The sequence below is a fragment of the Paenibacillus sp. FSL P4-0176 genome, from assembly GCF_037975265.1.
Lineage (GTDB): Bacteria > Bacillota > Bacilli > Paenibacillales > Paenibacillaceae > Paenibacillus > Paenibacillus amylolyticus.
In genome coordinates this window covers 6,156,710-6,169,353 of the sequence record NZ_CP150242.1, presented here as the reverse complement: position 1 = coordinate 6,169,353, position 12,644 = coordinate 6,156,710, and the positions used below count along the sequence as shown (strand labels likewise).

Here is a 12,644-nt window from a genome sequence, read left to right as displayed (position 1 = left end):
CGAAAGGAGGCCCCCAATGTTAGAGGGACTTAAAGAGTTTGCATCGGAGTTTTTCGTAACCGGTGATCCGCTCATTTATGGTGCGATGGTAGCTATCGGAATTACCATGATTACTATTGTAGCGGTGCTAACTTATTTCAAAAAATGGGGCTGGCTCTGGCGTAACTGGTTAACGACTGTCGATCACAAAAAGATCGGTATCATGTATATCATTGCTTCCATTATCATGTTGTTCCGTGGTGGTGTGGATGCGCTAATGATGCGCCTTCAGCTAGCTATGCCTAACAATGAATTTCTGAATCCTGAGCATTATAATCAGGTCTTTACAACTCACGGTACGATCATGATCTTGTTCATGGCGATGCCATTTATGTTTGGTCTATTTAACGTTATCGTGCCATTACAGATCGGAGCAAGGGACGTTGCGTTCCCGTTCCTGAATGCACTGAGCTTCTGGTTATTCTTCCTGGGAGCAATGCTGTTTAACCTGTCATTCGTTATCGGTGGTTCACCGGATGCAGGATGGCTGAGTTATCCGCCTCTATCGGAGCTGTCACACAGTCCCGGGGTAGGACAGAACTTCTATATATGGGGTATACAGATATCGGGTATCGGTTCCTTGGCTACCGGTATCAACTTCCTGGTTACCATTATTAAAATGCGTGCGCCAGGCATGAGATGGATGAAAATGCCGATGTTCACATGGTCGGTATTCTCCACTTGTATCATTATCTTGTTTGCTTTCCCGATCTTGACCGTGACACTTGCATTGTTATTCCTCGACAGGTTTGCCGGGGCGCATTTCTTCACACTTGATCTGGGCGGTAACCCAATGATGTATATCAACTTGATCTGGATGTGGGGTCACCCTGAGGTATACATTGTCGTCTTGCCGGCATTCGGTGTTTTCTCCGAGATTGTGAGTACCTTCTCTCGGAAAAAACTGTTTGGTTACAAATCGATGGTGTTCGCGATGTTGATCATCAGCTTCCTGTCCTTCTTCACATGGGCGCATCACTTCTTCACGATGGGTTCCGGAGCAGACGTGAATGCATTCTTCGCCGTAACTACGATGTTGATTGCTATTCCAACAGGGGTTAAGATATTCAACTGGCTGTTTACCATGTATCGAGGAAGGATTCGCATGGCGACTCCGATGATGTGGACACTTGCCTTTATCCCGTGCTTTATTGTCGGGGGTATGACAGGCGTTCTGTTATCCGTTGCTCCTGCTGACTTCCAGTTCCACAACAGTTACTTCCTGATTGCCCACTTCCACCAAGTATTGATCGGTGGCGTTGTCTTCGGATACTTCGCAGGTCTGTACTACTGGTGGCCTAAAATGTTCGGTTTCCAACTCGAAGAAAAACTGGGCAAATGGGCATTCTGGACTTGGAATATTGGTTTCTATGTCTGCTTCATGCCGCAGTACGCTGTTGGTCTAATGGGTATGACACGTCGTCTGAGCACATACGGCTGGGATACTGGCTGGTGGGAACTGAACTTCGTATCCACAATCGGGGCATTCCTGATGGGTGTCGGATTCCTGTTCCAAGTTGCACAAATCGCAGACGGTATTCGCAAATACAAATCACTCAAAGCTTCCGCCGATCCATGGGATGGCCGTACGCTGGAGTGGTCAATTCCTTCACCAGCTCCTGAATACAACTTCGCCGTTACACCGCGCGGAGATGATATTGATGAGTGGTGGGAAGAGAAAGAACGTCGTGCCAAAGGCATCTATCCGCCAGAGCAACCGCTTGAGCCGATTCATATGCCGAAGAACTCTGGAATTCCGTTCATCATGTCTGTCTTCTGGTTCATCGCCGGTTTCGGCTTTGTCTTCGGATGGTTGTGGATGGCAATTCTCGGACTCGCTGGCGTAGGGATCTGTATGATCGCCCGTTCATTCTCATATGATACGGATTATTACATTCCGGTCGACGAAATTAAACGTACCGAAGCGTCGTTAAGGGGGTCGGTATAGATGGCTCAAGCAGCCGCTAAGCACGGTGAGAATCATGCACATGGTCACGACCATGGACATCATGATCCACAGGAAATGAAAATTCTCGGTTTCTGGTTCTTCCTGATTTCCGACGTTATCCTGTTCTCCGTATTGTTCGCAACCTTCATTGTGTTGCGTGACAATACGGCGGGCGGACCGATTTTGTCTGAATTGATCAAAATGCCTGGTGTTATTGCCGAAACGTTTATCTTGCTCACAAGTTCATTCACGAGCGGACTAGCCGTACTGGCGATGAATCAAGGCAAAGTAAAACAATTAATTAGTTGGCTGGCAGTTACAGCCGTTCTGGGTGCAAGCTTTATCGCACTGGAAGTATATGAGTTTATTGAGTTGATTCACGAAGGGTTTAGCTTTACAACGAGTGCTGCTTCTGGCGCATTCTTCACCCTTGTGGGAACTCACGGACTTCACGTATCGCTTGGTCTGATCTGGATGATTGGACTTATGTTACAACTGAAAAAACGTGGTATTACCGATGTTACTCGCGGTAAAATTAACGTCATCAGCTTGTACTGGCACTTCTTGGACGTCGTATGGATTTTCCTCCTGTCGATCGTCTATCTCATGGGGGTGATGTAGATGTCAGAGCACAACTCACATGATTCCCACGGTCATGAGCAACATGGTTCACTGAAGTCTTATGTCATCGGCTTCATTCTGTCCGTCGTTCTGACAATCATTCCACTTGTGGTGGTTCTCAATGATATGATGGAAAGAACAGGAACACTCATTGTTGTTCTTGGCACGGCAGCACTTCAGTTTGTGGTTCAACTCTTCTTCTTCATGCATATTCGTGAAACAGAGAAACCACGCTGGAATGTGATGGCTCTTATCTTCGGTTTGCTGATTATGATGACCATCGTAATTGGTTCGATCTGGATTATGCTTAACAATGCTGTTGCACATTAATTGATATGATGAAAGAGCTTCACGACCTTGGAATTCAAGGTTGTGGGGCTCTTTTTTTTTCTAAGCAGAAGTTATCGCATATTTTAATGAAAAAAAAGTTGTATTATATCATAATAAGTCGTTGATGAAATAATTTACCAGTGATACTATTGTTATACACTCTGGAAATATATTCAATATTTTAGTTAGAGCAATTTTAGCAAAATTATTTTAGGAGATGCACCAATGAAAGCAAGGGTAATCCGTTATTATCGTTTTGGCGAACCAAGTGAAGTGTTATGTATGGAAGAAAAAGATGTGATACCCCCTGGCCCCGGTGAATTAGCAGTGAGGATGTATGCTCGACCTATTAATCCCTCCGATATTATTCCTGTTCGAGGAGCTTACCCGCATCGTACCCGATTACCAGCTGTTCCCGGGTTTGAGGGTGTGGGGGTGGTAGAAGCAGTAGGGCCGGGAGTTTCCAATCAAATGTTGGGTCGCCGTGTCTTGCCACTAAAAGGTGAGAATACTTGGCAGGACGTCGTGAAGACTTTGGAGCAACATACGATTATTGTGCCGAATGATATCGATGATCACTCAGCAAGTCAGCTCTATATTAATCCGGTTACGGCTTGGTTGATCTGTACAGAGGTGCTTAAGCTTACGTATGGTGATACCCTGATTGTGAATGCAGGGGGATCTGCAATCGGGCGAATCTTTGCACAGATCTCAAAAATCTATGGATTTAAATTGATTGCGCTTACGAGAGATGATCGTCATACTGCTGAACTGTATCGTCTTGGAGCAGTTTCTGTTATCAATACAACGAAAGAGTTGCTCCAGGCTAGAATCACCGAATTAACAGAGGGGTGCGGTGCTGATGCAGCCGTGGATTGTATTGGAGGGACAGATGGGGAACAGTTGGTGAGTTGCCTTAAGCCAAATGGTACGGTCATCAGTGTAGGACTGCTTTCGGGGATCACACCGTTATGGCATGAAGTTACCCGGGGAACACAAGTTCATGTGAAACTTTTCTGGTTAAAACATTGGGTGGAACGCTGTACGCAAGAACGCTGGGAACAGGTATTTCATGAGGTAATGGAGTTGGTCAGAGCAGGGAGGCTTGTCATGACAAACATTGGGGCGACGTATGAACTAACGAATGTACAACAGGCTATTGCAGCGGCTGAATCGGGTATCGAGGGGAAGGTTCTCTTAATACAGTAGTACATAAGACTTGGAAAAACTCAACATAAAGGATGCGTAATTAATAACTAATTCATATTGGGGGCCTTGTTGTGAAGATTAAAGATATGATGTTTACTGCGATTATGGCAGCTGTTATTGCAGTACTTGGACTGTTACCTCCGATTCCACTACCATTTATACCTGTGCCAATTACAGTCCAAACGCTGGGCGTGATGCTGGCAGGCAGTATCCTTGGTGCTCGATTGGGAGGGGTAAGTCTCTTGCTCTTTGTTGTTCTGATCGGTTTAGGAGCTCCATTGTTGTCCGGTGGCAGAGGGGGCTTGGGTGTTCTGGTTGGACCTACAGGCGGGTATGTTCTTAGTTATCCGATTGCTGCTTTTGTGATTGGGTTGTTAGTTCAACGTACATCCGTTGCAGGCATTAAATTTTGGAACTTTCTACTGAGCAACATCGTGGGCGGAATCCTTGTTGTGTATGCAGTGGGTATTCCATTCCTGTCCTTTATAACGGATGTACCAATTACACAGGCTATCATAGGCAACCTTGTTTTCATTCCAGGCGACTTGCTCAAAGCAGTGCTTGCTTCACTTATTGCTGTTAGAATCCTCAAGGTAAGTCCTACAATGATCCAGGATACGAAAAGGCAGACTCCGGGGGTCTAACATTATGATAATCAGAGACTGCACATTCTTAAACACTTCTGTACAAGTAAATCGCGCCCAAGTGATGGAGGTACTACAGTGATTCATTTTTCCAATGTAACGTTTGGTTATGCAAACCGAGCAACAATGTTAAACGATATTAACCTTCATATTGGTTCTGGTGAATATGTGGCGTTTGCTGGAAGGAATGGAGCAGGGAAATCCACCATAGCTAGGTTAATGAACGGGTTACTCCTTCCAACCACAGGCCAAGTAACTTTTAATGATTATGTGACATCCAATGAAAATGATTTAAGTATCATTCGTCAGAGAATTGGAATGATCTTTCAAAATCCAGAGAATCAAATTGTAGCATCTACAGTGTTTGAAGATATCGCCTTCGGCCTGCAAAACGTTTGTGTCCCTACTGAAGATATCGAGCGTCATGTAACAGAGGCATTGAGGCAAGTGGGGATGCTGGATTATTATAATTCTGATGTATATTCGTTATCAGGAGGGCAAAAACAGCGTATCGCTATTGCGGGAGTTCTCGCTATGGGACCAGAAGTTATTGTTTTTGATGAATCTACCTCAATGCTCGACCCGGAAGGCAAAGATCAGATTGCATTGCTGATGGGAGAGTTGCATAAACAAGGAATTACGATTGTAACAATTACGCATGACTTAGAGGAGATTGCAGCATCTTCGAGGGTTATTGTACTTGATCAGGGTGACATTTGTTATGATGGATCGCCCGAGGCCTTGTTTCAGGGCGAATACTGGCGTTTTCCCGGGATAACGGCTCCTTTTATTGTCGAGGCAAGAGAGGCACTGAACCGGAAGGGGCTACACTCTTCTTCGGCACTCACTCTGGAAGATTTGGTGGATGATTTATGCAAATTACACTAAAAGAAGTGGACTTCTCGTATCATGTTGGAACACCACTGGAGAACAACGTATTGAGCAACATTACACTCACCATGGGCGATAATCGCATTTTTGCTGTTGTGGGAAAAACGGGATCTGGCAAGTCAACTTTTGTACAGCTGCTCAATGGGCTTCTGCAACCTACAAATGGAACAGTTGATATAGGGGATTTTCGAATGACAACCGATCGAAAGAAAACGCACGTTCTCTACGATAAAGTGGGTATTGTATTCCAATTTCCGGAGCATCAATTATTCGAGGATACGGTAATAAAAGACATTTCCTTTGGTCCCAAGAACTTGGGCTGGTCAGCTGAAAAAGTTCGTAGTACATGCTTGGATGCATTACACATGGTAGGTCTGGACGAATCTTTCTGCAATAGATCACCGTTTGAATTAAGTGGCGGAGAGAAGCGGAGAGTGGCAATTGCAAGTGTGTTAGCGATGAACCCGGAGGTACTTATTCTCGACGAGCCAACCGTAGGGTTGGATTCGGAAGGGAAAGAGCAGCTGATGGAACTCTTTTGTTCCTGGCAGCAGGAACAGGGGAGTACGATCATTATGGTGACGCACGATATGGAGACTGTTGCCGAGTACGCCGAAGAAGTGATTATATTTGAACGTGGTCAAGTGCAAAGACATACGACTCCGCTCCAATTGTTCACTGAATATCAAGTTGAGTTGAAAGATATGGGATTAAAGCTGCCTAAAGCGCTCCAGCTCGTGGAAGCCATAAATGTAAAATTGAACGTTGAATTGCAGCTGGAGTCGGTAAAGAAAGAATGGATTTTGTCATATATTGCTGATTTTTTTCAGAGGAAGGAATTGTAGTTATGTCCTTATCTCAATCCTTTATCATTGGTCAGTATGTCCACAGAAACTCCATCATTCACCGGCTTGATCCAAGAGCTAAACTCGTCATCGCGTTCCTGTTCATGTTGTCTGTCATGCTGTTGAACTCATGGCTTTCATACGTATTGTCTGCGGTGTTTGTGGTGTGTGTAGTCACTATATCGCAAATACCACCCTCCTATATTGTTAGAGGATTGAAACCTGTTTGGCTAATAGTCATTGTCACATCTGTGTTTCACATTTTTCTGACACAAGGGGGGGAGCTATGGCTTGAAGCGGGAGTGTTTTCGATCTACAAGGAGGGTGTCATTAAAGCAGGTAATATAGCCATTCGCATCATTCTTCTTCTCGTCATCGCTTCATTGTTGACACTTACGACAAAGCTGGGTGATCTCGCACAGGCTATTGAAGATCTGTTGAAGCCTGCCAAGCGGTTGGGTGTTCCTACACAGGAATTTGCGTTGATGATCTCGTGGACGATCCGCTTTATTCCAATCCTGTTGAATGAAACCGACAACGTGATGAAGGCACAGCGGGCAAGAGGTGTTTCTTTTAATTCCGGTAATATCGTTCGTCGTCTGCAAAGTTTTATCCCAATTGTAGTCCCTATCCTTCTGTTAGCTTTCCAGAAAGCCGAAAGCGCTTCACTGGCCGTTGAGGCACGCGGATATAGCCCAGGCATGAATCGAACGCAACTGAGAACGTTAGCTTTCAAAAAGCTCGACTATCAAGTGCTGATCATATCCATTTTTTGTTTCGCACTTTTGTTGGCATTACGAAAGTGAGGTAAGCTATGAGGATTTACCCGACAAATCTACATGAATATCACAAACTCATATCAGTATCTAAAGGTGATCAGCCTGCGACAATGTGGTTTAGACAGGCATCTTACTTGAACGTATACACAGGGGAAGTTGAACAAGCGAATATCTATCTGTCCGGAAGTCGTATTGCCTACGTTGGAGCCAAGGAACTACCCACTTCAGACCAGACCCAGGTCATTGAATTGGAGAAAGATCATGTTGTTGTTCCAGGATATATTGAACCTCATGCACACCCATGCCAAATGTACAATCCTTATACATGGGGAGAAGCTCTGTTACAGAAGGGTACGGTCTTGTCCATTAATGATAATCTGTCTTTGTTAACGTTTCTAGGAACTGAAGCTTTGTCATTCATTGAGAAGCTGGAGGAGACAAGTCACCATATGTTCCTATGGTGGTGTAACATTGACCGTCCTGATCGAGCTGATCCAATGACTATGGACAAGTGGCTACAACATAACCTTGTGATACAGAGCGGGGAGCTGACCGAATGGCCCAAACTGCTGGCGAACGACGAAGTATTGGTAGAGCAACTTTATCTAACGAAGGCTCATCATGGGATGAGGGCGGAAGGACATTTGCCGGGCGTATCTTATGAAAAAATAAGTACTATGGCTGCAGCGGGCATCACAGCTGACCACGAAGCTCTCCATGCCGAAGATGTACTTAGACGATTAAAAGCGGGGCTATACGCCTCTCTTCGATACTCATCTATTCGTCCTGATTTGCCACACCTCCTTAAAGGGATGAAAGGTGATTCCCGGTTCAATATGAACCGAATGATGCTTACTAGCGATGGCCCGTCACCAAACTATGTGGAGAGGACGAGCTGTGCCAGCATGATCAAGATCTGTATGGAGACGGGAATATCTGTAGCGGATGCCTATCGTCTTGCTACCTTAAATCCGGCAGTATATTACGGTCTGGATGAAGACTTAGGCGGGATTGCACCAGGCAGACTGGCTTGTTTGAACGTCTTAACCTCCATAAATGAACCTGATCCACTGCATGTCCTGCAACGAGGTGAGTGGGTGGTCCAAAATCAAAGGCGAGTAGTAGAGCCAGATGAAGCAGAGATACACACTTGGTTGCGCTCCACTTTTCGGTCTCGTCGAACGATCGTTAACCTGAGGCTGGACCAGATGGAAACTCGAACCGACATCGGTATTGAACTGGTGAACGATGTCATCACCCAATCGTACCATTTTGATCCCCGAGCGGAATTGGAAACGGATGAGAACTGGATGACATTGCTGGATGTTAACGGAAGTTGGGTGATTAACACCCGAATCAAAGGTTTAGCGTGTGGGATCAAGGCATTAGCAAGTACGTACAACGCTTCGAACGATACACTTTTGCTTGGGCGATCTCTGTCTGCCATGCGCGAAGCATCTCAGGAGTTGGAACTTCGCGGGGAAGGAATATTAGTATATTTCGTGGATAGGGAGCAACTGTACATTCCTCTTCCTCTCAGTGGAGCTATGAGCTTGGAGAGCGTTGCATCAATCGGCGCTAGTGTGGATCATTTCAATGAGAAAATGCGTGTCCACGGTTACCGATTTGGTGATCCTCTGTATTCTCTTTTATTTCTGACAGCTTCACATTTGCCGCATATTCGTGTATCGGACAAAGGGTTGTATCTGGTTAAAACAGGTGAGATAGTGCTCCCGGCTACCCCCTTAGTTAATACAGTAAGGAAGGTGAAATGATGTTACTGGCTGATGCGATACACATACATGCTTTCCAGAATCCAGAGAAAACTGCCATCTTTGATGATGCCCGGCAGATTTCGTACGCCGAGCTATACCATGGAATAAAGCTGGCAGCAAATACAATTCTGGCTACTGAGGAAGATTTCGAAGCCGATGAACTTCCTCTTGTCGGCCTGCTGATGAACAATAGTGCCGTGATGATCGAATACTTTCTTGCAGCCACCAAAATTGGAATGTGTGCTGCTGTATTTGATCCCAAGTGGAGCGATGCAAATCTGACGGAGGTTATTAATGAATGTGAGCCTCGTGTGCTTGTCATAGATGTGGAGTTCAAAGCCAGAATACCTCATATTCCATCGTCAACAAGGGTGATTACTGTGGATACAGGTGAACCTCGTTCTCTCAGAAGGGAAGAGGCCGAACCACAGCGATCCTCAACTGAAGATAGCCTGTTCTACATGGGATATACCTCCGGGACGACCGGACGACCGAAAGGCTATCTCCGTTCTCAGCGTTCATGGATCGAGAGCTTTGCATATGCGCGTGAAACATTCGTGCATGATGCAGGAGACCATGTATTGGCGCCGGGTTCTATGGTCTATTCACTTACGTTATATGCGTGCATTCAAACTTTGTATATTGGCGGGACATTCCATCTAACAAGCAAATTCCGAGCGGAATATGTATTGGAGACGTTAGCAACACATGCGGTTACACATCTTTATCTTGTACCTACGATGTTTGAAGCACTCTACAAAGCGTTCATGGCTTCTGATTCAGTTATTGCGCTGCCATCTGTCAGATCTCTCATTACGTCAGGTGATAAATGGTCGCCAGAATCAAAACGGAAGGTGACAGAGGTATTTGAAAATGCAGGTTTGTATGAATTTTATGGTGCCTCCGAGCTAAGCTTTGTCACAGTACTTGATCCGGAAGGAAATCGGTATAAACCTGATTCAATCGGTAAACCGTTTGCCGGTGTGCAGGTATCCATTCGTGAAGCGGATAGTACGGAAGTAACCGAAGGCGCAGTAGGACAATTGTTTGTGAAGAGCCCGATGATCTTTGCCGGATATTATGGTTCCGAGGAAGAAACCAGCCAAGTTGTACATGGTGAATGGGCAACTGTGGGAGACCTTGCAACACGAGATTCCGAAGGCTATTTATATCTGGTTGGTCGAAAGAAAAACATGATTATTAGCGGAGGGCTTAATATATATCCGGAGGAAATCGAGAAGCTGTTGTTAACATTGGAAGGCATTGAGGAGGTCATCGTTGTAGGTGTACCCGATGTATACTGGGGCCAAAAGGTGACTGCACTTATCAAGCTCAGAATGGGTAGCGAGGTTAGTGATGATGAGATTGTATCATTGTGCCGTCGTGAGCTTGCTACCTACAAGTGTCCAAAGGAAATTATACGGGTGGATGCCTTCCCCTATACAACGAGTGGAAAGATTTCGCGAACAAAACTGAACGAGTTACTGAAAATAAAGATATGAACAATATGTTGATTCCTGTTATTCTTTCCGCGAAGCGAACTGCAATCGGCAAATACGGGGGGATGTTTAAGGAGACACCGCCGGAGATACTGGCTGCAGAAGTCATTCAGGCCATTTTAAGCGAAATTCCCATCCCTCCCGGTGACATTGATGATGTTCTATTGGGGAATGCAGTAGGCGGGGGAGGTAACATCGCCAGGTTATCCGCGTTACAAGCCAAACTCCCAGTAGAGGTCCCTGGCGTGACGATTGATCGTCAATGCGGATCTGGTCTTGAAGCAATTCATTTAGCAGCGAGGCTGATTCAATCAGGTGCCGGGGAAGTGTATCTGGCTGGTGGTGTCGAAAGCACAAGTCGTGCACCCTGGAGATTGGAGAAACCCTTGTCTCTGTACGGGAGTGTAGTACCTCAAGTAATCACTCGCACACGATTCTCTCCGGAATGGATCGGAGATCCGGATATGGGGAAGGCGGCTAACAACGTTGCTAAGAAGTACGGTGTGACTCGAATGGACCAGGACGAATATGCGCTTTCCAGTCATAGGAAAGCGATTGCTTCAATACAAAGCGGGCGTTTCGACAACGAAATCGTTCCATTGTCTATCCCGGAGGGTAAGCAATTCAGAATCATTCATACAGACGAATGTCCTCGGGCGAATACAACACTTACGAAGCTTGCAGCATTGCCATCTGTTTTCGAACAGGATGGTACAGTGACGGCTGGTAATGCATGTCCATTGAATGATGGAGCCGCTATCGTTTTAATCATGTCAATGGGAAAAGCATTATCGTTAGGACTTACACCCCTAATGAAATTTATCGACAGTGTGGCAGTGGGGGTTGACCCGAACTACTTGGGTATCGGTCCGGTCCCTGCCGTTACCAAGTTGCTCAGCCGAAATCGCTTGGCAATGGAAGACATTGATCTTGTGGAATTCAATGAAGCGTTCGCTTCACAAGTTCTGGCCTCTTTAAGAGAACTGCATATTCCAACTCACATTGTTAATGTGGGAGGCGGGGCACTGGCGCTTGGACACCCGTTCGGTGCATCGGGAGCCATCCTGGTTACACGCCTATTCAACGAGATGAGGCATATAAAGGGGGCTCGGGGAATCACAACACTGGGTATTGGTGGCGGGATCGGGCTTGCATCATTGTGGGAGAAGTGCGAATAGGAGGAAACAGTCTTTGTTGTTAGAGGGACAGGTAGCAGTCATTACGGGTTCCAGCCGCGGAATTGGGCGTGCAACCGCAATACGTATGGCACAAGAAGGAGCCAAGGTAGTAGTCAACGGTGTACAAGAAGGTGGGGTATGGGACGTTGTCCAGTTGATTCGGGATCAGGGTGGGACCGCTATTGGGGTCGTTGAATCCGTTGCAAGCATGGCCGGTGGTGAACGCATCATATCGGAGGGTCTTCGCGAATTCGGCAAGATTGATATCCTGGTGAACAACGCCGGAGTTGTTCACGATAAGATGGCCCATAAAATGAGTGAAACCGAGTGGGATCTTGTATTGAATTCGCATCTTAAGGGAGCCTTTGCTTGTATCCGGTCCGCTCTGCCGAGCATGAGGGAACGAAGGGAAGGCAGCATTATTAATATGATCTCCGTGGCGGGCTTGACCGGAATGATCGGACAATTAAATTACAGTGCTGCCAAAGCCGGATTGATAGGCATGACGTGGACACTTTCGCTGGAACTTGAATCTTATGGCATTAATGTGAATGCAGTTTCTCCCGCAGCGCGTACTGACATGACAATGCCCTATATCGAACGGGCGAAGCAGACCGCTGAAATGAAAGGTGAGTCGTTTCCCGAGTACTGGAAAGTAGGTTCAACGGAAGATGTGGCCGAATTGATGCTTTCCTTATGTCTGCCGCGTTGCCGTAGGGTTACCGGTCAGATCTTCTCTGTTAATGGTGGAAAGATCGGTGTGTGGTCCCCTCCAGAGCACCGTATAGTTGCCACCCAATCCAGTAGGGAGAACGGTTGGGAAGCAGGCGAACTCTTTGAGCAAGTGTTGTCAGCCTACGTGAAAGTGTAGAACTATTTCCGAAAT

At 46.1% G+C, this 12,644-nt stretch carries 12 protein-coding genes; all 12 read left to right on the top strand.

Annotated features, from left to right (window positions below):
• Positions 1-16 precede the first annotated feature (16 nt).
• The 12 genes from MKY95_RS28555 (at position 17) to MKY95_RS28500 (ending at position 12,629) form a co-directional block, all read left to right on the top strand.
• Positions 17-1,987: a cbb3-type cytochrome c oxidase subunit I gene (locus MKY95_RS28555; protein ID WP_036606909.1), complete on the top strand. Its 1,971-nt coding sequence runs from the start codon at positions 17-19 to the stop codon at positions 1,985-1,987.
• Complete coding sequence (gene cyoC, locus MKY95_RS28550; RefSeq protein ID WP_036606911.1) at positions 1,988-2,608, top strand: cytochrome o ubiquinol oxidase subunit III; 621 nt, start codon at positions 1,988-1,990, stop codon at positions 2,606-2,608.
• Positions 2,609-2,938, top strand: a complete 330-nt coding sequence (cyoD, locus tag MKY95_RS28545; RefSeq protein ID WP_036606914.1) for a cytochrome o ubiquinol oxidase subunit IV — start codon at positions 2,609-2,611, stop codon at positions 2,936-2,938. It abuts the gene before it with no gap.
• A 225-nt stretch (positions 2,939-3,163) separates the two neighbouring features.
• On the top strand, positions 3,164-4,147 hold the full coding sequence (locus tag MKY95_RS28540) for a zinc-dependent alcohol dehydrogenase family protein (protein WP_076319666.1): 984 nt from the start codon (positions 3,164-3,166) through the stop codon (positions 4,145-4,147).
• A gap of 71 nt (positions 4,148-4,218) precedes the next feature.
• Positions 4,219-4,791 carry a biotin transporter BioY gene (locus tag MKY95_RS28535; protein WP_036668056.1) on the top strand — a complete coding sequence of 191 codons (573 nt, stop codon included), beginning with the start codon at positions 4,219-4,221 and terminating at the stop codon, positions 4,789-4,791.
• A 78-nt stretch (positions 4,792-4,869) separates the two neighbouring features.
• Positions 4,870-5,679 (top strand): energy-coupling factor transporter ATPase, encoded by an 810-nt coding sequence (locus tag MKY95_RS28530; protein ID WP_339195594.1) that lies wholly within the window; start codon positions 4,870-4,872, stop codon positions 5,677-5,679.
• Positions 5,664-6,527, top strand: a complete 864-nt coding sequence (locus MKY95_RS28525) for an energy-coupling factor transporter ATPase (protein WP_076319664.1) — start codon at positions 5,664-5,666, stop codon at positions 6,525-6,527. The genes MKY95_RS28530 and MKY95_RS28525 overlap by 16 nt, the downstream gene beginning before the upstream one ends.
• Before the next feature lie 2 nt (positions 6,528-6,529).
• On the top strand, positions 6,530-7,333 hold the full coding sequence (locus MKY95_RS28520) for an energy-coupling factor transporter transmembrane component T (protein WP_339195590.1): 804 nt from the start codon (positions 6,530-6,532) through the stop codon (positions 7,331-7,333).
• An 83-nt stretch (positions 7,334-7,416) separates the two neighbouring features.
• The gene (locus MKY95_RS28515) at positions 7,417-9,081 is read left to right on the top strand and encodes an adenine deaminase C-terminal domain-containing protein (protein WP_339195587.1); all 1,665 of its coding nucleotides are present in this window, start codon (positions 7,417-7,419) and stop codon (positions 9,079-9,081) included.
• Entirely contained in the window at positions 9,078-10,583 is a 1,506-nt protein-coding gene (locus tag MKY95_RS28510; protein ID WP_339195585.1) for an AMP-binding protein, read from the top strand. The genes MKY95_RS28515 and MKY95_RS28510 overlap by 4 nt, the downstream gene beginning before the upstream one ends.
• A complete protein-coding gene (locus MKY95_RS28505) occupies positions 10,580-11,758 on the top strand; it encodes a thiolase family protein (protein ID WP_339195583.1) in 1,179 nt (392 codons plus the stop codon). The genes MKY95_RS28510 and MKY95_RS28505 overlap by 4 nt, the downstream gene beginning before the upstream one ends.
• Before the next feature lie 13 nt (positions 11,759-11,771).
• The gene (locus MKY95_RS28500) at positions 11,772-12,629 is read left to right on the top strand and encodes an SDR family NAD(P)-dependent oxidoreductase (protein WP_339195581.1); all 858 of its coding nucleotides are present in this window, start codon (positions 11,772-11,774) and stop codon (positions 12,627-12,629) included.
• Positions 12,630-12,644 lie beyond the last annotated feature (15 nt).

Excerpts from the sequence above, each read along its gene's own strand:
- MKY95_RS28555 (WP_036606909.1), top strand. The coding sequence starts at position 17 with ATGTTAGAGGGACTTAAAGAGTTTGCATCGGAGTTTTTCGTAACCGGT.
- cyoC (WP_036606911.1), top strand. The coding sequence starts at position 1,988 with ATGGCTCAAGCAGCCGCTAAGCACGGTGAGAATCATGCACATGGTCAC.
- cyoD (WP_036606914.1), top strand. The coding sequence starts at position 2,609 with ATGTCAGAGCACAACTCACATGATTCCCACGGTCATGAGCAACATGGT.
- MKY95_RS28540 (WP_076319666.1), top strand. The coding sequence starts at position 3,164 with ATGAAAGCAAGGGTAATCCGTTATTATCGTTTTGGCGAACCAAGTGAA.
- MKY95_RS28525 (WP_076319664.1), top strand. The coding sequence starts at position 5,664 with ATGCAAATTACACTAAAAGAAGTGGACTTCTCGTATCATGTTGGAACA.
- MKY95_RS28520 (WP_339195590.1), top strand. The coding sequence starts at position 6,530 with ATGTCCTTATCTCAATCCTTTATCATTGGTCAGTATGTCCACAGAAAC.
- MKY95_RS28515 (WP_339195587.1), top strand. The coding sequence starts at position 7,417 with ATGTGGTTTAGACAGGCATCTTACTTGAACGTATACACAGGGGAAGTT.
- MKY95_RS28510 (WP_339195585.1), top strand. The coding sequence starts at position 9,078 with ATGATGTTACTGGCTGATGCGATACACATACATGCTTTCCAGAATCCA.
- MKY95_RS28505 (WP_339195583.1), top strand. The coding sequence starts at position 10,580 with ATGAACAATATGTTGATTCCTGTTATTCTTTCCGCGAAGCGAACTGCA.